Origin of the sequence: Halopenitus sp. H-Gu1 (assembly GCF_041821145.1) — an archaeon.
Taxonomy (GTDB): Archaea; Halobacteriota; Halobacteria; order Halobacteriales; family Haloferacaceae; genus Halopenitus.
In genome coordinates, this window is sequence record NZ_JBGUBC010000020.1 from 13,926 (window position 1) to 36,818 (window position 22,893).

At 55.6% G+C, this 22,893-nt stretch carries 18 protein-coding genes and 1 pseudogene; 14 read left to right on the forward strand and 5 right to left on the reverse strand.

Translation table 11 applies throughout. From position 1 onward, the window contains the following. Positions 1-29: 29 nt before the first annotated feature. From ACERIT_RS12990 to ACERIT_RS13000, 3 genes are read right to left on the reverse strand one after another with little or no spacing between them, the layout of a single operon-like run. Positions 30-1,262, reverse strand: coding sequence for a DNA double-strand break repair nuclease NurA (locus ACERIT_RS12990; RefSeq protein ID WP_373675292.1), 1,233 nt, complete (start codon positions 1,260-1,262; stop codon positions 30-32). Beyond that, complete coding sequence (locus tag ACERIT_RS12995; RefSeq protein ID WP_373675293.1) at positions 1,262-3,985, reverse strand: AAA family ATPase; 2,724 nt, start codon at positions 3,983-3,985, stop codon at positions 1,262-1,264. Before ACERIT_RS12995 ends, ACERIT_RS12990 begins: the two co-directional genes overlap by 1 nt. Further along, on the reverse strand, positions 3,982-5,358 hold the full coding sequence (locus ACERIT_RS13000; RefSeq protein ID WP_373675294.1) for an exonuclease SbcCD subunit D: 1,377 nt from the start codon (positions 5,356-5,358) through the stop codon (positions 3,982-3,984). Before ACERIT_RS13000 ends, ACERIT_RS12995 begins: the two co-directional genes overlap by 4 nt. A gap of 441 nt (positions 5,359-5,799) precedes the next feature. Here ACERIT_RS13000 and ACERIT_RS13005 point away from each other — a divergent pair, with 441 nt between their 5' ends. The 13 genes from ACERIT_RS13005 to ACERIT_RS13065 all read left to right on the forward strand — a co-directional run bounded on the left by ACERIT_RS13005 (position 5,800) and on the right by ACERIT_RS13065 (position 19,813). Further along, on the forward strand, positions 5,800-7,164 hold the full coding sequence (locus ACERIT_RS13005) for a restriction endonuclease (RefSeq protein ID WP_373675295.1): 1,365 nt from the start codon (positions 5,800-5,802) through the stop codon (positions 7,162-7,164). A 528-nt stretch (positions 7,165-7,692) separates the two neighbouring features. Then, the gene (locus tag ACERIT_RS13010) at positions 7,693-8,226 is read left to right on the forward strand and encodes a hypothetical protein (RefSeq protein WP_373675296.1); all 534 of its coding nucleotides are present in this window, start codon (positions 7,693-7,695) and stop codon (positions 8,224-8,226) included. After that, positions 8,226-10,508 (forward strand): Eco57I restriction-modification methylase domain-containing protein, encoded by a 2,283-nt coding sequence (locus ACERIT_RS13015; RefSeq protein WP_373675297.1) that lies wholly within the window; start codon positions 8,226-8,228, stop codon positions 10,506-10,508. The genes ACERIT_RS13010 and ACERIT_RS13015 overlap by 1 nt, the downstream gene beginning before the upstream one ends. Positions 10,509-10,583: 75 nt before the next feature. Continuing rightward, the gene (locus tag ACERIT_RS13020; protein ID WP_373675298.1) at positions 10,584-11,129 is read left to right on the forward strand and encodes a winged helix-turn-helix domain-containing protein; all 546 of its coding nucleotides are present in this window, start codon (positions 10,584-10,586) and stop codon (positions 11,127-11,129) included. Positions 11,130-11,601: 472 nt separating this feature from the next. After that, positions 11,602-11,835 (forward strand): hypothetical protein, encoded by a 234-nt coding sequence (locus ACERIT_RS13025; protein ID WP_373675299.1) that lies wholly within the window; start codon positions 11,602-11,604, stop codon positions 11,833-11,835. Positions 11,836-11,903: 68 nt separating this feature from the next. Next, entirely contained in the window at positions 11,904-12,353 is a 450-nt protein-coding gene (locus ACERIT_RS13030) for a hypothetical protein (protein ID WP_373675300.1), read from the forward strand. Continuing rightward, the gene (locus ACERIT_RS13035) at positions 12,337-12,792 is read left to right on the forward strand and encodes a hypothetical protein (RefSeq protein WP_373675301.1); all 456 of its coding nucleotides are present in this window, start codon (positions 12,337-12,339) and stop codon (positions 12,790-12,792) included. The genes ACERIT_RS13030 and ACERIT_RS13035 overlap by 17 nt, the downstream gene beginning before the upstream one ends. After that, on the forward strand, positions 12,789-13,907 hold the full coding sequence (locus ACERIT_RS13040) for a tyrosine-type recombinase/integrase (RefSeq protein WP_373675302.1): 1,119 nt from the start codon (positions 12,789-12,791) through the stop codon (positions 13,905-13,907). Before ACERIT_RS13035 ends, ACERIT_RS13040 begins: the two co-directional genes overlap by 4 nt. A 240-nt stretch (positions 13,908-14,147) precedes the next feature. Continuing rightward, a complete protein-coding gene (locus ACERIT_RS13045; RefSeq protein WP_373675303.1) occupies positions 14,148-14,699 on the forward strand; it encodes a hypothetical protein in 552 nt (183 codons plus the stop codon). Between the two features lie 207 nt (positions 14,700-14,906). Further along, positions 14,907-17,312, forward strand: a complete 2,406-nt coding sequence (locus ACERIT_RS13050; RefSeq protein ID WP_373675304.1) for an ATP-dependent DNA helicase — start codon at positions 14,907-14,909, stop codon at positions 17,310-17,312. 248 nt (positions 17,313-17,560) lie between these two features. Further along, positions 17,561-18,064, forward strand: coding sequence for a DUF4065 domain-containing protein (locus tag ACERIT_RS13055; protein ID WP_373675305.1), 504 nt, complete (start codon positions 17,561-17,563; stop codon positions 18,062-18,064). Continuing rightward, positions 18,064-18,543, forward strand: coding sequence for a hypothetical protein (locus tag ACERIT_RS13060; protein WP_373675306.1), 480 nt, complete (start codon positions 18,064-18,066; stop codon positions 18,541-18,543). Before ACERIT_RS13055 ends, ACERIT_RS13060 begins: the two co-directional genes overlap by 1 nt. Next, on the forward strand, positions 18,509-19,813 hold the full coding sequence (locus ACERIT_RS13065) for a hypothetical protein (protein WP_373675307.1): 1,305 nt from the start codon (positions 18,509-18,511) through the stop codon (positions 19,811-19,813). Before ACERIT_RS13060 ends, ACERIT_RS13065 begins: the two co-directional genes overlap by 35 nt. A gap of 186 nt (positions 19,814-19,999) precedes the next feature. Here the strand turns inward: ACERIT_RS13065 and ACERIT_RS13070 are convergent, their stop codons facing one another. Then, positions 20,000-20,506 carry a hypothetical protein gene (locus tag ACERIT_RS13070; RefSeq protein WP_373675308.1) on the reverse strand — a complete coding sequence of 169 codons (507 nt, stop codon included), beginning with the start codon at positions 20,504-20,506 and terminating at the stop codon, positions 20,000-20,002. A gap of 124 nt (positions 20,507-20,630) precedes the next feature. On the opposite strand from ACERIT_RS13070, the pseudogene ACERIT_RS13075 reads away from it, so the two are divergent. Then, positions 20,631-22,178 (forward strand): annotated as a pseudogene (locus ACERIT_RS13075) (ATP-dependent DNA helicase); the annotation flags it as partial. Here ACERIT_RS13075 and ACERIT_RS13080 read toward each other — a convergent pair. After that, on the reverse strand, positions 22,163-22,879 hold the full coding sequence (locus tag ACERIT_RS13080; protein ID WP_373675309.1) for a 2,5-diamino-6-(ribosylamino)-4(3H)-pyrimidinone 5'-phosphate reductase: 717 nt from the start codon (positions 22,877-22,879) through the stop codon (positions 22,163-22,165). The pseudogene ACERIT_RS13075 and the gene ACERIT_RS13080 sit on opposite strands and share 16 nt — an antisense overlap. Positions 22,880-22,893: the final 14 nt, after the last annotated feature.

The following is a 22,893-nucleotide window of genomic DNA, read 5'->3' on the forward strand; positions in this document are numbered from 1 at the left end:
TGTGTTGATGGTGGTGGATGCGGCTTCGGTCAGCGGCGTCGCCGCTGTTTGCTCAGGGTCTTCGCGTCCCACTCGATGGGGAGCCCTTCTTCCTCGGCGAAGTTCTGGACGAGGGCGAGAAACCGGCGCTCCGCGTTGGAATCCAAGACGGCGTTTGCGTCCGCCTGCTGGATGATTTCCGGATAGCCGCGACCGACACCGGCTTCGGCCCGCACGACGTCAACGACGTAGTCGACGAGTCCTTCGCGGAGGATCCAGCCGGGGAATTCTAGATAATCCATCGCATTCCCGTCCGGGATGTCGAGGTATGTGAACAGGACATCAGTGGTGAACTCGTGAGTTGCGCCTTGGTAGCTGGCTTCCATCGCGTCGATGGTGCCATCTTGCCGGTGAATAAAGAGCTGAGACCGGTCGCCCCAGTTGGTCGTGAACGCGTCGAGGATGCGGGAATCCGCAACGAACGGTTCATCGCTTAGGCGGTCCCGGTACGTTCGACGAAGGAGTTTAGCGATGTTGGTTCGCGTGCTTCCGGCGGAGTACCCGACGACTGGGATACCGTAATGGTCGCTCGCTGCGAGTACGCGGGCCATTGTACGGCGGTACTGCTCGTCGCGCACGTCGGGCGCGTACGTGTTGGCGAACGTGGGAACGAGCGGCCCATCGTATAGAACGACCGGCGGCGGATCGAGTTCCGCAAAGCGCTCGATGCACTCGATCACTGTCTCTCCTTCGTCGCGGTAACGTTCGTGCCCGGGTGCTTGCCCGTCCGGGTACCGGAGCCCGTCTTCGCTGTCTGAGGATGTCGTGACTGCGATCGGCCCGAGGATCCGCGTGTTAACACCTTCATCGTAGTCGCCGTTCTCGTGGTGGTGGTTCGCCATCCACGCGACTTGCACGAGACCGAGCGGAACGGTGAACTCATTCGTCGGACCGAGTTCCGACCCGTCGGCCGCAACCGTCGTCACTCCTTTTAAGACGTCTTTCGCGTACTCGTTGACCTCCTCGTGATTGTCCCACGACGCCGATTGCTCGAACGGAACCACTGGGGTATCGTAGTCGTCCCACTCTCGGCTCGGGAGCGCACCAGGATAGCGGTCGGGACCGAGTTTTGAGCGGAGCGGATCTGCCTCGTAGTCTTCGAGCGCGTCCCGCAATGCGTCTTGATACTTCACCACGGTTTCGGACTCGTCCCGTGCGAACTCTCGAATCTCACCGGTGTGCTCACGGAGCCCATTGAGCGCACGGTCCGGATAGAACGGCATTACTCGGACACCACCTTGGTCATCTCCCGGTCCTCGTCTTTGGTCAGTTCGACTGTCCGCTCGGTCATCGATTCGAACGTTCGGTCGTGGCTCACGACAAAGAGCTGGTTCAACTCGTCAAGGTCTTCGAGTTGCGCGACGAGGTTCTGTTTCTTCTGTTGGTCAAGGTTCGCAGTCGGCTCGTCAAGGAACGCAACGCCGACGGACGCAAGCTGTTCGAGGACAGCGAGGCGTACGGACAGCGCTGCGGCCATCTTCTCGCCGCCCGAGAGCGTGTCGAAGGGTTTGTTCTGCCCGCGAACGCGAACGCGAAGGTTGTACGTCTTGTCCCAGACGAGCGTCTCGGTCGGATTCCCGCGGAGCTGCTGGTAGATCGTGTTCGCGCGATCACCGATCTCGCTCGTGACGAGGTCACGGAGATCCTCCGCCCCTTGCTGGAGACTGTTGCGAACCCACCGCGCGAACTCTTGGTCGCGCCGTACTTCCTCGATTTCGGCTTCTAGCGACTGTTTTCGCTCCCGTTTTTCTTTGAGGTCGTTGAGTCCATCGCGGGCGTCCTGCAAGTCGGACTCTCGGTCTTCCAGTTTACCTTCAGCCTTCGAACGATCGTCACGCAACTCTCGAAGGTTACTCTTGACCATGGTGAGACGATCGGGATCGAACTCTGACTGGAGGTCTTCGACTGTCTCTTCGATACCGTCGCGTTTCCCTCGAAGGGACTCCAATTTCTTGCGCTCTGCTTCGACTTCTTCCTCGCATTCAGGGAGTTCGGCCGCGTCGTCTTCTTTCCGGATATACGTCTCGTGGGCATCTGCAGTATCTTCGATAATCGCCTCTACATCGCTAATTTCAGTGTCGAGCCCATCGAACTCGGCGAGGTCGTTCTGAACGCGTTGGTGTGCGAGGAGATGCTCTCCTAAGGTGCGACGCGCATCCTGAAGAGTAGCTTTCGTTTCATCGACATCCGTGGCTTTCGCCTTCGCGGTGTGGTAATCATCGACGACGCCTTCCAGTTCGTCGCGTTCTGCTTTCTTCTCCGGAAGAGCGTCGAGAGTATCGGTGAGACTCTCACGCTCAGCTTCGAGTTCCTCTCGCTCTGTGCGGAGATCACTGATTTCCGTAGTGATACTGTCGAGTTGCTCCTCCAGTTGCGGGATCTGGTCGACCGCCTCCTTGGACTCCCTTGCGGACTCGATGTCCTCATCGAGAGCTGCGATCTCCGACTCGACTGCCGGAATTTCTGTGTCCGTGATTGCTCCGATGCGACCCTCGTTTTCTTCGATCACGCTCTCGCGGTGCTCGGCGGTAACCGGCTGATCGCAGGTTGGACACGCAACTTCCGATGCCTCGCCCAACTCGATCTCTCGGAGTTCCTCGTTTTGCTCACGGCACTTTTGACGTTCGTTTTCCAATGATTGCTTCTTAGCGACGAGATCCTGCCGTTGCTCCCGTAGTTTTGTGAGACGGTTGGCCTCTTCGCGGCAGCTCTTCGCGTCCTCGATTTCCCCACGGAGTTCCTCCACGTCGTTCTCTAATCGCCCGGTTTCCTCAGTGATGGCGTTGAGTCGCTCTCCGATCTCCTCAACACGTCCTTCTTTTTTATGCAAATCTTCGATTTCTGCTTTCAGCGCCTCGTACCGTTCCTTCTTCGGTTCCAGCTCTTCTACGCGGTCGTGTGCTGCTACTGCCTCGCGTTTGTCCTCCTTCAGCCGCGAGATCTTGTCGCGTACCCGGTCGATATCTCCGTTAAGTTTCGTGAGACGAGAATCGAGTTCGTCGCGCTTCTCACGTTTCTCCTCCAGTTCGCCGAGTCGCTCTTGAGCCTCCAGATGCTGTTCGTGGTCGTCCTTGACCTCTTCGAGGCGTTCCTTCGCTTTCCGCGCTTTCTCACGTCGATCCTTGGCGTTCGAAAGGGTCGTCTTCTGTGCGGGGATTTTGTCTTCTTTGAGCCGAGTCCGTTTCTGTCGAGCGTCTTCGAGATCAGTCTGCAGCGATTCGAGATCATCCTTCTCGTTTTCCAGACCGTCGATTTCGCCGGTCAGTGATTCGACTTTTTCTTGCAGTTCATCAACGCGGTCTTCGTAATTGGCTACGTCGCGTTTGGCCTCTGGAAGGTCTTCGAGTCGTTCTTCCAGACGTGTAATCTCGTCTTCTAATTCTCCTATCTCGCCCTCGAATTCGTCTTTCAGTCCACTAAGAGACGAGTACGCCTCACGGTATCTTTCGATATCGAATAGCGGATCGAACGTATCGATCCGATCAGCCTCGGACTGAGTGAAATCAGAAATGAAATCGGTTTGAGGAACGCCGACACTGCGTTCCCAGACGTTCGAGAGATCGTCGGCGGTATCGACGTTGAGTCGGTTACACAGCCAATCTTTAACTTCGCCGCCGGTGTCGAGGCCCAGGAGGTCGCCGTTCTCATCGAGGACATCGTACTTGGATCGCCCCGCCCAGCGTCGAACAGTATACGTCTGCTCGGTCTCTCGGACTGTGAACGTGACTTCGACGTGACCTGAGGATTCGCCATCCCGAACCAACCGGTCTTGGTTCTGGAAGGGATGCGTATCGAAGAGAGCGTACCCGACGGCCTCCTGAATCGTGCTCTTCCCGGAACCGTTGTCACCGAGAATCGCGGTGACACCGGGACCGATAGTGATCGTCGTCTCGTCCGCGTAACTCTTGATGTTCTCCAGCGTAACCTGATCGATTCGAATACTCATTCCGCCACCTCCTCGTCGTCTTCGGCACCTTGGCCATCCGGGAAGAGCTCACGACGCCGTTCTCGAAGAAATTCCGCGACCTCCACAGTGGACTGGTTATTTTTATTGACGAGCTTTTCCGTCCGATCCAGCGTATCCGCGACGGCGTCCGTTTCGCCACTATACCGGGATTCCCCGGCGAGAGTCGTGAACACGCGGTCCTGTAGCGCGTCCGTGTTGACCGTACCGTCGGGATTGAATGCCTCGTTCCGCTCAAGATCCCCGAGGAGTTCCTGCACGGCTTTCCGTTCGGTGTGGTTCGTCGGTTGCGTGTACAGGGCGTCGAGTTCCTCCTCGATGATGTCAGTCAGTGTCTCAACGTCGAACGTCGCGTGATCGAGCAAGAGTGTCCCTTCCAAACGGAGGTTGATGAGAGGACGGCGTCGCCCACCGGTACCGTCGCGGTAGATACTACGCCGGCAGGTGTCTTCGACATCAGTGCGTGCATTAGCCACCTCATCTTCAAACTCAGCGCGGAGGTCTTCGAACGTGCGGAACCCGGAGACATCGAAATTAAGCGTGACGTACGGGCGACGCTTCGACAAGTGGTGGTCAGCAGTCTCGGTCTGCGTATCGTATATATAATACCCGTGCTCGTCGCTCCACCGACCTTCCTTGATGTTGAACGCTTCGAGGCTCCCAGGGTTGTGAGCTACAGTCCCACTCTCGTACTGCTTATGAATGTGTCCGAGCGCGATGTAGTCAACGAGATCTTCGAGATCGGTGAGTGCAGAACGTGAGATGTTTGCGCCTAGATCTGGGACAGCGTCATCGACACCGAAGTGTGCGAGGAGAATCGTCACGTCAGGTTCAACCTCGGTATCGTTCACGGCTTGAATACCGTCTGTGACGGCGGGAAGGTCGCGTTCAATATACGCCCCACGGTACTGAAGACCGAAACACCTGACTAACTCTCCATCGCGTTTGAGATCAACGTATCCCCCGCCTCCCTTACGAGGATCGTCCGTATCGGTCGGAGCAAATGAAGCTCGGTCGGTGGTAAGATCACCAGAGAGGAGGGTGACGAGCCCGCGGTTATTCAGGTACTGGAGCCAGGTGAGTGAGCGCCTCCGACTCATATTCTCATCGTGATTTCCCGGCGAAACGATGACGGACATCTGCACGTCTTCGAGGATATTCTCCGTTTGCTGAAGGGTCTCAGGCCGAATGTCTCGTGAGTCGAATAAATCGCCGGGGATCAGTATCGCGTCGGCGTCGTGTTTGCGTGCCTGCGAGAGGAACTTTTGGAAAGAAAGTCGCGCATCGACCTCTCGCTGTGAGAGTCCGTACTGCCGGTGACCAAGGTGGATATCGGCCGCATGTGCCAAGCGCATAGCACTATTCACCCACCATCGAGGACCGTTTGCCGGCAAGTATCTTGGGTATAGTTGGCAGGTAATTGCGCATTAATGTTCTATCAAAGACGGATCACGTCCCGCTAAATAAAGCCCGGCCTACCGGAGTGAAAGTAGTCCGATTGCGGTGATGGTTCGTCGAGTACAAGTGGACGTTGAAGCCAGTCGGAACAGCACTCGTCGAGACCCTGCGGGAAAAAGCAGTGAACGTCAGATAGGGACCCAGTGACCGTAAAAAACTCTTCGCGCTGTTCCCAAAAATCGGGTTAGTCGACGGACTCGAAGACCAACTCGACGAACACTGGTCGCTTTGGAGTCTTGCAGAGATAGATGATCTCCTCACACCGTCCCGAAAGGAGGGACTCGCCAGCGTTGAGGGAACGTATATACGACGGGGAAGAGACACGTCGGGTATATTCGATGCCAGTCTTGGATGAGCTCTCCGGGTTCGAGTTTGAGGACGTTATGGAGGACGTCTTCCGGAAACTTGGGTACGAGAATGTCCGGCAAGCCGAACGGACCGCTGACGAAGGGCGCGACATCCTTATGGAGGAAGTCGTCGATGGGACCCGTCGAGGGATCGTCGTCGAGTGTAAGCACACAGGGACGGTGGGGCGGCCGGTTGTGCAGAAACTCCACTCGGCGATTGCGACGTTCGAGTTCGATGGACCGAAACGCGGGATGGTCGTGACGACTGGGCGGTTCACCAACCCGGCGATCGAGTATGCCCAGCGACTCCAGCAGAACGATGATCCGTTCCCGATCGAACTTCTTGACGGTACGGATCTCCGTGAGATCGCTGACGAAATCGGTCTTGATCTGTATAATGGTCGGATCGAAATTCTGTGTGAGGAGACGCTCCGGCCGTTCGATCCCGCCGGCAGCGTCGACGCTCAGGTTCGGGAGGCGTTCCGCGATATCGACAACTTCGATGAGCGTGACCTCCCGGAGCCGTTCTCGCAGGCTGACTTCGAACCGGTCGTCTTGATCACCGCGCGGACGAACGCAGTCTTCGAGACCTCCGTTGGTGTCGTCCACCGCATCAACGAATTGAACCAGTTCGTCGCGCACGCCGAACACGGGCAGCCTGACGTCCTCGACGATCGGGTCGCGTCGCTCGTCGCAGACAATCTTCACAGTACCATCGAATTCGACGAGGACCGCTTCGCGGACGATGTCGATGAGATCTCCGTCAAGCGCTTCGGTCAGACCGAAACCGAGTACAAGGAGTGGGCTGTGGATCGACTCCAGGAGTACCACACGACGACGGTTCGATACACCGGCGATAACAACGTCACGTACACCAAGACGTGTGAACCGAATCTCTCAGACATTTCGGTTCAGTCGATTGAGCCAGTGTATCTCCCCGACATTCGCCAGACGACTCAGCTGCAGGACTACACCTACCCGTACGAGTACTACGCTGCCGGCCCCTCCCGAGTTACCCTAGAGGACGACATCCATCGGTGTGTACACTGTGAGACCTCAGGCACTGGTCATGAATACACGTACTGCGAGAACTGTGGCAGCATCAACTGCAGCAGTCACATCAAAACCGAGCGCCTCGAAGGGACGCCCGTCTGTACCGGCTGTGCGGTCACCGAACGGTTCGCGCTCAAGACGAAGTACTTCTACGACGAAGGCAACCTCGAATCCTTCCGGGAGGAATACGAGCAAATGGCGTTCCACGAGAAAGCGATGGAAAACAAACCGCTAATGGGAGGGAGCGTCCTCGTCGCTCTGTTGCTTATCTTTGGTGCGCTAATCGCATTCGGCATCGTGTGACTGAGGTGCGGATTGGCTACAAACACGAGCATCGCTCAGATGGAGTCCGCGAAGAAGAGGTCAGGTTGAAGATTCTGTGAGAGTATATTCAATTTCCGGCTTGCCAGCTGAATGGATTATTAGGAAGTCCCCGGTTGCGGAGCTATCCTACTGTCCAGTTCCTCCTTTCGCAGGGGGGATTGCGCTACTCCACTTAACATCAAGTACAAGATTCGGAGTCCTTGAGCAGGACGACGTCGGTACTGACATCATCAAGAGCGATGATATTGCACAGTTCCTCGGTGCCGTTTTCCTGGTGAGAGTCGGTTTTATGACTCCAATATTTCACCGTTGGATCCCCGGATGAAGGCGAAGAGTCAATATTCCGAGTTCTTGTTTGAATGGATTTTTAGGAAGCCTGTAACTGCGCTGGCGATCCCGGTCTCTAAATCAGTCTCAAATATCTTAATAAGGCTTTAGAGAGTCTGAGTCGCCGGTTTTCCCACACTGACATTTAAATATGGGTCATTCATAGACCGGTTGCCGAAAATGCCCTCGGAAAGAGACAGCACACATTCCTGTCCGAGGAAGGTGTCCCTAGAAAGGAGTACAGTCCAGCGTCTTTGGGAGCGTCGTCATCCAGAAGAGCAAACAATTGAGGAGATCATCACGCGACTGCTAACCGAATGCGAAACTCGCCGACCATTAGATGAGTTCCTCGAACAGTACATCCAGGCACGAGGCGAGACGAATGTCCTAGAGATTACGATTGAGACACACGATTTCCGGTTCGGTGATCTCTGGATCAAGTCGTACGCGAGTATTGAAGACGAGTTGCCAGAGGTTGTACTCGACACAGATGTCGTCTGCATTGAGGGGCATCCGTATGAACTTCGCTTCGAGGAATTACATGCGACCGATATTGACCTCAGCCACCGGAAGCTGTACGTTTCAGATAGAATCCTAGGCGAGGATAGTCTCGATCTTGATGCTGGAATCGCAGCTATCCAGGATCACGTCCGTAAGTTGATCGAAGACGAGTCATACATCAGCCAAGTCGAATCAAGGTTCGAGACATCCTAATGACGACCGATCTCAAAGATACGAATCTCCTCCGCCGCCAACCTGGAGATTCTGATTCGCGTGCGCCGTGCGTCGAGAGCCAATCGATCATCGGGATAGATGATGTCGCCGTCGAGTCACCTATCATCCTTGAACAGCCTCAAGTCCCGTCAAAAGATGAAGCGAGCGCCATCCCCGACCAGACGTGTTCCATCGTCGACGAAGAGATCATCAGGACCGTCACGACGACAGCCGACACGATAGCACCTGTCCTCGCTGACTTACCTTGCTCTCTTCGGAAACGAACCGAGGCCTGGTGTGAACTTCACGGATTCAATACCGACGATGGGCTTCCAGAGACGACTCTCGCCCGACAGGCGGTCTACTACATCTTGCTGAAAATCACGCTCTACGAGTGGTATCATCAATTCGGGCCGCTTCCAGAACTTCCTGAGAATACACGTGACGGACTCCGCGCTGCCCGTACGCAGATAGATAATCCGGCGTTCGCAGAGTGCGTTCTTGACGAGGTCATTTGGCTCGCCGGAGAGAGTGCGGTTGAAGGTGTCGTCGAGACACGTGATCGATTACTGGAGTCTACTCAACCTGCGGAGGACATCGGGGCGCTCTATGAAGCAATCCTATCCAAGGAGGAACGTCGGCCTCTCGGTCAGGTTCGAACGCCTCCCAGGGTGGGGAAGACGATGCGTACGTGGGCAGCCAGCGGTGACGACGTCATCCTTGACCCTGGGCTGGGGGCAGGCGGACTTTCAACTCCGTTCCATCCACGCTGGGAGCTCAACACCGATCCCGATCATATCAACGGAGTTGATCGCAGTCCTCTGTCTCTCCTGATGGGTTCAACAGCGTTGACACTCGCGCGGCAGTCTCACGATCCGTACACCGCTGATTTCCTCTCCCTCTCACCTAGAGATTTGTCGAGGGACGTGGATGCGGTCGTCTGTAACCCACCGTACACCCGGCACCACGCCCTCCCGTCGGATTATAAGGAATCAATTAACGCGCAAGCAGAACAGGAGACCGGACTTGAAATCAGTACAGCGACTCCGCTGTACGCTTACTTCATATACCACGCCAGGCAGGTCCTCACGAGGGGTGACCGAGCTGCGTTTCTGATACCGCCGAATTTCCTTGCTGCTGACTACGGTGACGCGCTGAAGCGGTTCATACTGGCTGAATTTGATATCAAGGCACTGCTTCTGCTTGATCCAGATGACGGTCCGGTGTTTGACGGGGCACTCACAACCGCCCTCATCGCGTTCCTCGAAGTGCCTGATGAATCGGACGTGTCCGACACGAGGTTTGTCCACGTTGACGGCCAGCTGGACGAGATTTCGATACAGGAGATTATACGCGACGGACAGCAGGGCCAGCGAGACTGGGGATTCGTAAACTGTGTTCCCCAGGAAAGCCTCACAGCTGCGGAGAACTGGAAGCCGCTCTTCGAACCACTCAGTCTCGACACGAGTATGCTCACGCCGTTTTCGGAGATTGCAGAGATTCACCGCGGGATCATGACCGGCGAAAACGACTTTTTCACATTCACGCAGACCGACATCGACAAGGTCGGGATTGAAGAACGATATCTCTCGAAGATCGTTCCGAGTCCAAGGATCGTCCGCGGATTCGATTTCCGCCACGACGACTGGGAACGTCACCAAGACCATGAGGAGGCCGTGTGGCTACTCTATCATCTCGACGCTGTTGACGGCGTCCCACAAACAGTCGACGCTGCCGAAACCGGCTACTCCGCAGAAGACACACTCGCACCAGAGGCAGCCCCGTCACCAGCCCTCGTCGAGTACTTACAGACAGGGTTGGTTGCGCACCCGACCTTAACCAGTCGAAACACTATCCGGACACGGTCGCCGTGGTACCGAGTTGATCGACGAGAGCCTCCCCAGATTCTCATTCCGTACATGTACCGGTCCGGATTCCGCGCCCTCCTGAACGAAACCGACGCCCGGTACGTGAATAACTACACCGGGATCTACCCTGACACCTCGATCAGCCGAACACAAGTGAAGGCGCTGCTGGCTTACCTGAATAGTTCGATGGCAGACGAGGTGGTCCGTCGAGATGCTCGCCCCTACGCAGGGATGGACAAACTCGAACCCGGTGATCTCGCGGACGTTCCAGTACTTGATCCGCGCTCGATCACTGAGGAGACGGTCACAGCTCTCGCCAACCAATTCGATGAACTGCGACAGACCGCGCGTCAGAACGGCTCCCGCACAACAGTCATCAATCGTATTGATGCCATACTCGAACAGGAACTGTGATGGTGACTGTAGCGGAGACTGCGCAATAATTTGCGGGGAAGTAGAATTATTACGCTCAATCGGGTATGATAGCGTATGCCGCCCGGAAACGCGTCCGGCGACGAGCCCGAGTGGGTGGCGACGTGGAAGGATCACGCGTCGGCGTTCGATCGAGTAAAGTCAGTCACACTGACGCTCTCGGAGTCCCGACCCGCCTCCTGGATCGCTGAAGAGGCGGCTGTCACCCCGAACACGGCGCGGGACCATCTGCGCCGACTCATCGATCTCGGTGTCGTGGTGGCGATCGAGCAGGACGGACCCCGTCACTACTATCCGGATCCGCTGTACACGCGACTTCGAGACGTCCGGGAGTTACTCGAAGACACGACAAAACGGGAACTCTCGGAGCAGGCAGCGGCGTTGAAAGAAGACATCTCAGAATGGAAAGCCGGGTATGACGCTGACTCCCCGGACGCACTCCGTGAACGAACTGTCGCGGAAGACGTCCCGGCTGAACAAGCTCACGAACTCACGCGGGTAGCGAGCGACTGGGAACTCGCTCGGTATCGACTCTCGCTCGTGCAGGACGCGATCGAGAACCACGACAGGTGGACGTCTGACCCGTCGTCGTTCACTATATGATCGGTGACCGGGACGCTTCGAAGAACCAGCCCGAGACTGGCGTGACTCGATTGACGCGCTCGCCGATCGACTAGATGATTCCGTTCGAACAATCGAGAATTTATTGGTTTTGTATATTTTGAATTCGGAAATAGATTGAGAAGTTGGTGAAGGTACTCCACTGTTTGTTTTAGCCGATCCGGTCGCTTAGACGGTTGAAAACCAACATCTCAGACGATCTGAGGGATATGTCGGATGACTGGTTTCTCATCCGCGATTGCTACACAAAAGACTCAGACATATATTCGATGGATCTCTTCGGAGGATATTTGATTATAAATTAAAAGACTTGGAGAAGAAGTCCCTTTTATTCGGATCAACTTCTATTCAAGCAATCTTTTATTACGGACCAGAACGCAAGAGGCGTCGACAGATGGGTGATCGGGCGTCTTCGACTACCGAGCCGATCTACCAAGATCAGAAATCCAGAAACATGGCAACCCACATTGATGCATTCATCGACGATAGTTCGGACTCGTCGGGTGAGATTCTGACGGCGAAGATCACTCGGACAGAAAAACACGGGGCGATCGGCGTTCCCGTGTTCTTTTCAGCGGAGGAACTGGAACGACAGGGAATTGATCCGAATGAATTCGATCGCATTGCGGTCCGAGTTGAGGACGGATTCATTCTGTTCGATCCCACGGAGTCAGAAGTGAGTGAGTAACGGCGAAATGAACGACGCATCAGGTGGCCACGATGCGAGTCAAAAGAGGATCAAGGTAGTCACGACCGATGCCAGGGAATAGTTCTGAAACACAGCCGACGATGACGTATCCATCAAAGGATCAGCACGCCCGGTGGAAAGAGGAAGCCGAGAGGATGGATATGTCTCTTTCAGAGTTCATTCAAGCGATGACTGAGGCCGGGCTGAAGAAATTCGAGGTCAACGTTGAACCCGATGAGTCCGTTGGTGAGTTGCGCCGCCAGCGAAACGATTTGAAACGCGAATTAGATCGTGCTCGGGAACGGGTTGGGAAGTTAGAAGAGCAGTTGCAAACGAGAGAGCGCGAAGCGATTCAAGCGTTCGTTGCGAAGCATCCTGGCACCGGACTTGACGACATTATTCAAGAGATAATCGAAACGACATCCGACCGAGTCCCACGGCAAGTCGAGGAAATGGTGGCCGTTGGAGAACTTCAATACGAAGATGGGGAGTACTATTTGAATGCCGAAATCGAGTAACCCGCTTCGTCGCATTGGTGTTTACAAGACTCTCGACCAGGTACCGGACCACTCTCGACTGTATAATTACGCCGCCACCTACGAAAGCCGAGATGTGTGGGCGGAGTACGTTGATCAGGAACTCTCAGGGGCCGCGGAAACGGTCCAGTACGAAACAGAGCTCGTAGAGACCTCGTGGAAGGATCATATGCGACAGCGCGGTCGGCATCCCGCACTTGCACGTCCCGACGATGTTGAGCTGTGGTTTGCCGAGTTAACCGATCGAATGCAGACGAAACGGGCATACAATCCGTACTGGGTTCGGTTGGAGGATTTCTATACGTACCTACTGTGGCACACGGAGCACCCTCATTCGTATCATCCGCCACGGATGGCCGCTGGAAAGGACGGTGCGACGAGCCGAGTATGGGAGTTCAAAATCGGTGAGCGTTCGATATGAGCAAGGAAAACCAGTCGGTGAACGACCAGCGACGACGGATCGGCGATGAATTTGACCGAGCGGTCGATCCCCTGAAGCAATACGATGAGAATTTCACCCAGATGCAGGAAGACGGTGTTGACCCGTTCGAGATGTTTCTGGACGATATCGTGCGAGATAGTCACCGGATGCGGAGTACTGTCGGCGAATACGAGCGAGCGATACGGCACTTCAAAGAGTACGTGACCAAACAAGGACGGCACCCGGCGTGCGCCAACGACACGCTTGTTCTCGAATTCGCCGAGTATGAGTTTCAAGACCAGGATAACGGGAAAGACACTGTCAAGACAAAATTAAACTACGTGAACCAGGCGTACTCGTACTTTCAAAGGGAGAACGTGTTCCCGCACAGTCCGGATTACAGCCCTATTGACAGCGCTTGGGAGAAGATTTCGTGGCCCGATGAGGAAGAGAAGGATTACCCGAAAGTCACGCGGGCAGAAATGCGGGACGCGTTAGACGACATTACGCACATGTTCAAGCTCGCTGTGATACTGATGGGCCTCAAATTGGGAATGCGGCAAGGCGAAATCCGGAACGTGAAGCTGAAAGATTTCCACATCAATAACACTGAATTGCTGAACAATTTCCCTGAATTAGGGAGTCACCGTCGTCTCGACGGGCGGAAAAACGCTATTTTCATCCCATCGAGATATAATCGCCCAGGGAACAAATCGAGGAACCCACGAATTCTGCCTCTGGATGATGAGATGCGGCGCGTGTTGACGCAGTACCTGTTGATCCGCCCTGACTGCGGTGAACCGTGGGTGTTTCTTTCACAGACCCATCACGAGCGAATCCGGGATAAAGACGGGATCAACAGGCACTGGAGGGAACAAATCCGCCCGCACATTTCGGCCGAAGAGTACGAAAAGGAACTGACGAGTCACTTCGGCCGGCACTGGTTCTCCACGTTCTGGAAGATGGAGAACCCGATCGGCAAAGAATACGCGCAGTATATGCGTGGAGATAAGATTGGTGACGGACGGGAAGGCGACACGATCGACGAGTACCTGCACGCGTACTATCCGGATATCGAAGATCAGTACCGCAACGAGATCTACAAACTTCTCTAGGAGTGAGGCTCTGTTGAAACCCTATATCTGACCACGATGCCGAAGGACACAGCCGGTTGATGGAGCCTGTGAACGGGCCGACGGTGAAAGGCTGGAAAAGATTCAAGTCACATTATTGTGACTACCAGGCAATGGCACCAAAGTCGCCGGGGTGTACCCCGACCTACGCTCTCGTTGGTACACTGTCCGGACCTTAGGGTCTTGCTCCGGCTTGGCCTCCGGTGTCTGGAGACAAATATGATGGGTGGCGAACACCAGACCTTCCAGAAGGTCGCACAATCAGTCGATGACTGGATCCCCAAACGAGCCTACCGGACGGAGAAGAAGTTCCAGAACGATCTTCAGCAGTTTCTGGATGAACGGTTGAACTCCAGTGGGGGCGGTGGATTTCTCGGCGGGTTCGGGGAAGGTTCTGGCGAGACGTACGTTGTCTCGAAGGAACGTGGCAACGCCAATGCCGATGTCGTTGTGAACGATGTCGTCGGTATTGAATTGAAACGAGACCTAACGAATAGCCAGACGAAGATGCTGAGGGGTCAAATCGAAGCATACCGAGATAATTATCCGTATGTTATCGCGTGTACCTGCGGCGTAAAGGACGTAGATGGATGGCGGGAACTCCAAAGTAAGTATGATCAACAAGGAGGTATGGGAATGGGCGGTGGTCTCGGTGGCCAGCGGGGACAAGTAACATTCATCTGGAAGCGGAAAGAGAATTTTGGCAATTCCAGTGGAGAAGGGCCGGGAGGAGGCGGTTTGGGATCTGGAGGCGGCGGCCTCTTCGGCTTGTGAACAAGTGGGCGAATTAGTTTTGCCAGAATAACGAAGAATCAAGCGTTTCTTGCAGGCTCTGTACTAACCGTATCCGAGTTAGATGTGGCACTTTCCAAGGGCCTCAACAGAGCCAGGATAGAGACCGACGTCCAGGGAGACGTCTTCGAGAACAACCGTTGATTGGCAACGGTTTTTAGCCTATCAAGGCGCACGTACTACTATCCCGTGTCTGAGAGCTCTGAGGTGACGTGGCAACCCTATTTCGGCTTTAGCGATGCGTACGAGAACCAAGACGATGTTATCGAGCAGATCATCGATACCGCGCAGGACTCTGGATACCTGGCGATGGAAGGCCCGTGCGGAACCGGGAAAACGATGGCCTCGCTAACTGCGGCTAGTTATCTCATTCGGGAGACGGACAAATTCGAAAACGCCATCGTCGTCACCCCGGTGAAACAACAGCGGCAACAGTTCGTTGAGGATTTACGAGTCATCAACAGCAGGGTGGATGATCCGTTGGCCGGCGTCGCGCTCGTCGGGAAACGCGATCTGTGCCCGTACGGCCGTGAAGACGTGTTTCCTGCTGGGAGTAGTGTGCAGGAACGGTGCGAGGATCTCAGAGAGGCAACGGCGGACCTCGTCAACGAGGATAGTGACCTCAATGTTGAACAGCAGTTCGAAACAGGCGATGCGTCGACGCCGCCAGCTGCGATTCCAGAGGAGGAGAAATGGTGGGATCCAGCGAAAGGCCGAGTGCTCGTCGAAAACGCACAGCGAGACCCGCTCGACGAGGACGCTGAACCGCTTCACACCGCTGGCCGGACCGCGCCGTACCCTCGGGCCCAACCAACCACGACGCCGGAAATGACGGAGTCGGGGAATCGCCAGTTGTACTGTCCGTTCGAGGCGGACTGGTACGGTCGTGACAAAGGCTCACCGGTAACGTTCGAATCGGGTGTCAACCACGTTGTGACGACCGAGGAACTCCTTCCGGACGCCGTCGATATCGGCACCTGCCCGCACCGCGCAATGACGGTACTGATGCAGAACGCGGACATCGTGATCGGGAATTACAACCACCTCTTCGACGCCGCCAGTCGCCACCTCACCGCGCCGATCCTCGACAAGCGAACGCTCGTCATCATCGACGAGGCTCACCGGATGGAAGAACGCGTCCGGGACCTCCTTACGGACACGATCGGGTACTACACGGTTAAACGCGCGAAAAACGATCTCGAACAGCTCCTCCGGCCGGCGCGGCAAGGACCGCAGAATAAACGCCAAGTCGAAACGCGACTGGCGGTGAACGACGTCCCGTTCGAAGCTGTCGAGACGGCCGAAAAGTTCTACGACGACGTGATGGGGTGGTTCGAGACGCGTGTCGACGACGAACTCCAAGACAGATTTGAACACTACGGGTCTGGATTATCGTGGAACGCGCTGCCGGACGAAGACATCGAGATCCCACTCCGTGACCCGGACGAACCCGAACCGGACGAGTTCACCCGCTGGGCTGAACAGGCAACCCACGGCGGGGACACGTTCCGGATGCTGAGCAAGGTTGGCCTCGCAGTCGAAGACGCATTAGAACAGATGGACTCTGAACGAGACTGCGTCTGTACTGCCATCGGCGCACTGTTCGGGCAATGGTGGGAGCGAGATCACGTCGAGTACTTCCGCGAGATCGAACTGGAGTATTCGGAGAAAGACGACCGGGACGTGGACAAGCCGTGGATGAATTACTACAACGCGTCGCTGGTGATGTACAATTGTATGCCGTCGCAGAAAATCAAGGATATCCTTGATGAGTTTGGCGGCGGTGTATTGATGAGTGCGACGCTCGAACCTCTCTCGATCTTCGAGGAAGTAACCGGTTTGAAAGAGTTAGCGACTGACGACGAAGAACCGCGCGTCGTTTCTTCCCGCACGTACGATCTGACTTTTCCCGAGGAGAACCGCGCCAGTTGGATCGTCGACGTCGAGGCGTTCAAGAAGCGAAATCGAGGCGACCCTGCGCTTGAAAATACAAATGGGACACGGGAGCGGTACGCCTACGTCGCACGAGAAATCGCCCGAAGCCACGGCAACGTCCTTCTCGCATGGCCGAATTATTCCGAAGCCGAATGGGCTGGGAATCGCCTCCGAGAGGAGATCGACAAACCGGTGCTGCTTGACCAGTCTTCGAGCCACGAGGAGACACGGGCACTGAAACGTGAATTCGTCCACGGCGAACCGAAAGTCCTCGTGACGAGCACCCGCGGTACATTGACTGAAGGTGTCGATTACGAAGGCGACGAGCTGCACACGTGCGCCGTGTTCGGCATCCCGCTAGTGAACATCGGGTCGCCCAGAGTCCAGGCCGTCCAACATGCGTACGGTGACCGGTTCGGAGCAGAGAACTCGTTCACATACGCCCTCACGATTCCAGCCGTTCGGCAGGTGCGACAAGCGCTCGGTCGAGTCATCCGTGGCCCAGGCGAACGAGGTGTCCGAATTGTGGTCGGCGAACGATTCGTCCCAAACGCCCTACACTCGGTATACGAGTACCTCCCAGTGAATGAGCGAGAGGAGTTCGTACGGATGAAGCCAGATTTCTTACACTCCCAATTCGAACAATTCTGGGACATCTAAATATGTGTGTTTCAATAAGCGGAGAACCCAATCTTTGAGCATCGATTTAGATACGAAGGTGACAAAGCCGATTTTAAGGTGTTGGTTTCAACAGTAGTATTGGTGATTCTATTGATACATAGGTGTGCAAATCTATCGGCGGTTTCAGTACCTATACTGAAAAACGGAATCATGTATAGTTGGGATAGGCGAATAGTAACTCTCATTCGACACCAGTTTCATATATTCTACCAGCGAGGAATCTGGTGATGGCGCGAATTGATGAGATCGACCGACGAACAGATGTCGTCTTTATTTTGTTCTACTTTGCCGAAGAGATCCGAGGGGTGACTAAACTTCAAAAGCTCCTCTTCCTCATTGAACAAGAGACGGAGTTCTTCGAAGAGTACAAAGACGATGTCGCTTTCAATTTTGCGCCGTACAAGATGGGGCCGTTCTCCGATGAGGTATATTCGGAACTAGAGTTTCTCCTCCAACTCAACGCGATCGAGTCAAAGTCCATTCAGCCGGAGGCTTCGGAACCCTCACCCTCACTGAAGGACAAACGATTCATCATCACCCCCAAAGGCGAGAAGATCGCTAAAACGTTGGTTGAACTACTGGAGCCGTCATATCAAGTGGAAATTGAAGAACTTGTAGAGAAGTACAACTCCATGTACCTTCGTGATCTTCTTCGATACGTGTATTCTACTTACCCCGACTACGCTGTAGAGTCCGAGATTCAAGACAAAATCTTCTCGGAGGCACACTAATGTCCAGTACAGAAATCATCCAGAAACATACGGAACGGTGGACGGCATCGCAACAAGATAGGACACGTCAATATGTACCTGAGAAGTATCAGCTTGGAATTCTAGTAGACTTTTTGGACGAGCTGGGTGTCCGATATGCGACTGAGAAGTCGATTTTTTCCTACCCAATTGACCTGCTCTGTGTGAACAGAGACGAGACGATGGCCATCGAGATGAAATCTCGAAATATTGGAAAAGGGATTGACCAAGCTCTCCGTAACTCGGACTACGTGGACTACTCGTTCCTAGCAATCTGGGAGGAGGATCTAAGTGATAGCCTTATCAAGCGTGTCTCTGATCTCCCGATTGGGCTGATGGCGATCGATGGATCTGTCAACATCGTCTCAGGACCGCAAAAGTCAGGGCAACAATTATACTCGAACGCCCGAGTGGTAGAGTTAGTGGGTGGGAATGTTCGAAAACACGATACGATACAATAATAACAACAACAAACACCCTGTCGAAACTCTCACTGAGGACTTCGACTCAATTCTCTACGAATCTCATCTTGCAGCCTACAATCAACGGGCAGTCCGCCATCAAATCACACAGCTCTCGCAGGATGATATCTCGTATTATATCGATCCAGACCTTGCCGTATTCGAACGTGGGAACAACTTCCGGAATGACGAAGGGATGCTCGGTAACTGGATACGAGCCTACGTCAATGCGTTAGGTGAGCCTCTGAAGACGATCCTCGCTGAAGACGGCAACCTGAAACCAGACCGGTTGACCGATAAAGAGATCACTCAGATTGCAACGGCTGTCGTTAACTTTCAAGAAGGCTACAGTGACATTGGCCCAGACGCTGACCTACGCAAATACAGTATCGGCGATGTTGAGCCAGCAGTTCCGAACCCCAAACGTATCGTCCCGTGGTACAACAAAATCCGATCCCCCAATCAGCTCACTACGACGAGGAAGATCCTCGAAGCATCTCAACAAGCAGCAGAACTAAAACTCAAACCGTGTCTCTATATCGAGAAAGATGTTATCGCAAATCAGTCAGCCGCGACTAAAATGATCAACCTCCTTTCTTCGGTCGATGTGGATGAATGCTTCCTCATCATCGAAAACCTCGATAAAAACGAGACGGATGGAGACGAGTACATCGCAGTAATTGACTTCGTGTATAATCTCAGCGCAGCAAATATCGCCCCACACTTCCTGTATGGAGATTATTTCTCTCATCTGCTCTATTACTTCGGCCTTGAAGGGACGACGTATGGAACGCTGTATGCGGAAGAGCGCGAAGAAGCCCTGAAGAGTCACGGAGGTGGTGGAATGAGTAAACGCTTCTACTTCAATACCATCCGGGAATTCCTCTCTATTCCTGGCGCAGCCGACATCGGGAAGCAACTGGGAGTGCCGGTTTGTGACTGTTCCGTCTGTCAACGGCATTTCAAAGACTGGGATGACTTCCTTGAGACGTTGGGCGACGGAGATGCCGACTTGGACGAAGAGTCAGGAGATGATTCCCCCAATAATGCACTAAACATCGCGCAGAAGCACTATTTGGAGATGCGATGGAGGCATACGATGGAAGTACAGGAAAACTCTCTCGAAGAAATCAGGGAAATTCTTGTCAAAAATCTGGAACGGTCTTCGTCTGTCTTTAAGAGTTCTCGTCAGATTAGTAGCCGGAAAAATCTTAAATACATATCAAAGTGGTTATATTCGACGGAAGAGAGGAAAGGGCTAGCTAAGTAGTACTGACCATTCGACGACCGTCCCGGGAGGAGCTTACTAACGGGCGGTGACACGGTTTGTAATCCAGCCCAACGGCGAATTTAGAGACTAGAGATCGTGCAGTAAGCGTGTTATACGTACCTTTCTGTCTACAAGCATTCGACCCGTTTTATGTGTCCTACTAGACACAAAAAGCAAAATAGAACGCTACGATGCAGGACCAGAGATGCCCTCATCTTCGTCGTCTGGTTCTACTGTTATCGAGACGTCGATGTCTTCGGCAGGGTCGAGCCCCTCTGCGAATACAGCTGCCATCCTAATACTCAACTCAAGCCCTGCTGGTTGGAACGCTTCGTAGAAGAATGCCGCCACCCGGGCCCAGAGGACAAAATCATCTGTCGCCTCCTCTGTAGGGTTATCATCAAAAATCTCTTTCTGGAAGAAGAGCCCTGAAACGGGTCCCTTGTCAAACCAGTCCCAGCGTTGGAGAATTGCGAGGTCGGTGAGTGATTTCTTCACGCCTTCTTCGAGATACCACTGGTAGGGTTCTACTGGTGGGTCTTGCTCACCGTTCATTGAATCGAGAATCGTTTGGACATCGAACCCGTCCAAGAAACCACGCAACTCATCTTGCGCTACTTCCCGAACCTCCTCTTCGCTCGGGTCATCGAGGATCGGGAATCCACAATTCCCGCAGTAATTCGCTTCGGGCATCGAGACTTCTTCTCGGCAGCGAATACAGGACGCCATACCTCTCCTTATTCGACAGAGTCCATAAACTGAGGTTCCGCTGGAAAGAGGTTGCTACCAAAAATCTACTAGTAGATCGCAGTCACGCTACCACGCATTCGATCCGACGACGACGGGCACGTTTACGGGCGCGCTTCTCGATGACTCAACGTTCGTCGTCTGCGATGAGGCCCACATGCTCGAACCCCGGGTCCGAGATCTCGTGAGCGACGCCGTCGCCGATCGAAGCCTTCGAGACGCGATCGCCGAACTCACTCGGGTCGTTCAGCCGGTCCGGTTCGACGAGGAGGGGAACCACACTGACGACGCTGCGCTGGTCCGCGGTGAGCTCGTCGAAAGCGACGTCTCGATCGAGGAGGTCGAACTGGTTCGGGAGTTCTACGAGGATCTGCGCGGCGAACTCGATCGGCGCGTCACCGCGCATCTCGACCGGGATCGCCCGGATTGGCGGGCGGATCCGGCCCGACTCGAGGACGCGGAGATCCCGCTTCGTGACCCGGAGACGCCGGGCGTCGACGCGATCACGGAGTGGGCGAACGAGCAGGGCTACGATGACCGCGTGTGGGCACGTGCGCCGGCAGTCGGCGCGGTCGTCGAGCGAGTGCTCCACGAACTCGAGGGCGAGGACGCAACGCGCGCCGCGCCGAGCGTCGGCCGAACGCTCAACGCCTGGTACCGTGAGGATCACGAGACGTTCTTCCGCGCGATCGAACTGGAGCGAACCTGGGACGAGACCGAGCCCCCCGACAGCTGGCGGCGCGCGTACAACGCGCGCTACGGGCTGTTCAACTGCCTGCCGAGCCGGGCGATCGGCGAGCGACTCGGCGAGTTCGGCGGCGGCGTGTTGATGAGCGCGACCCTGGAGCCGATGGACGTCTTCCGGGAGGTGACCGGACTTCAACACCTCGCCGAATCCGGCCGTCCCGTCCTCGAGCGCACACACGGACTCTCGTTCCCGGCGGAGAACCGCGAGAGTCTCGCGGTCGACGCCCCGAAGTTCACCCACGGCAACCGTGGGTCGCCCGGCGAGGAAACGGAGACGCGGCTGGCCCACCTCGATGCGACGATCGCGGTCGCTCGGCGGCCCGGAAACGTTCTCGTAGGGATGCCAAACTACGCCGAGGCGAACTGGATGGCCGGCGAGCTTTCCGAACGGCTCGAAAAGCCGGTCCTGCTCGATGAGTCCTCCGGCGACCGAGTCACCGAATCGCTCAAGGACGATTTCTTCGCCGGCGACGGGAAAGTGCTCGTCACGAGCCTTCGGGGGACGCTCACCGAGGGCGTCGACTACCGTGGTGACCGACTCCACGCGGCGGTCGTCTGTGGCGTTCCGATCATCAACACTGAACGGCCACGAACACGGGCAGTCGTCGCCGCCTACGACCGGCGGTTCGGTGACGGTTTCGAGACCGCACTCACCGTTCCCGCCGTCCGAAAGGCCAGGCAGGCCACCGGTCGAGTCATCCGTGGAACCGACGACCGAGGCGTCCGGGTCCTGCTCGATGCACGCTACGCCCGCGATACCTGGGACGGGGTGAGGGAGTACCTCCCCGAACACGAACGCGAGGAGTTTCAGCCCGTAAGTACCGATATGCTCGAATTCGCGCTCGACCGATTCGATCACTCGACGTCATAAGAGAGGACGATTCCGTCGTCGAGTTGCTCGCTTCCGACAAACTCGAGTGAGGGGAACTCGTCGGTGAATCCTTCGCCGTCGACGAGTGTGGGCGCGTCCCGCCCGCCGATCACGAGCGATCCGACGTAGACCGACAGCTCGTCGACCAGGTCCGCCTCGAAAAACGAGAAGATCACTTCGCCGCCTCCCTCGATCATCAGCCGGTCGATGCCTCGATCCGACAGGGCGTCTAGCCCCGCGACCAGATCGACCTGGCCACCACGATCGATATGACAATCGTCGTCGGACGCGCCGTCATCCGATCGACGATCGCCTCCCGCGAGGATCACTTCGGCACCGGCCGAGTCCAGTTGCTCGCGGCGGTCCTCGGAGAGTGTCTCGCCGGCAAGCAGATACGTCGTCGCCTCGTCGTCGAGGACTCGCGCGTCGGTCGGGGTGCGTCCGGTCGAGTCGACGACGACGCGAGCAGGAGTTCCCGGGCGGCCGTTTCGCAACCGCTGGACGCGACGGTCCTCCTCGTCGATCGTGAGCTGTGGATCGTCGGCGAGCACGGTGCCGACGCCGACAAGCACCGCGTCCGCGGCCGCGCGAATCCGGTCGACGCGATCGAAGTCCTCGGGTCCGGAGATCCGAAGCTGCTCGCGCCGGCGCGTCGCGAGCTTTCCGTCGACGCTCTGGGCGGCGTTGACGACGACGTGCATACACCGGCCTCTCA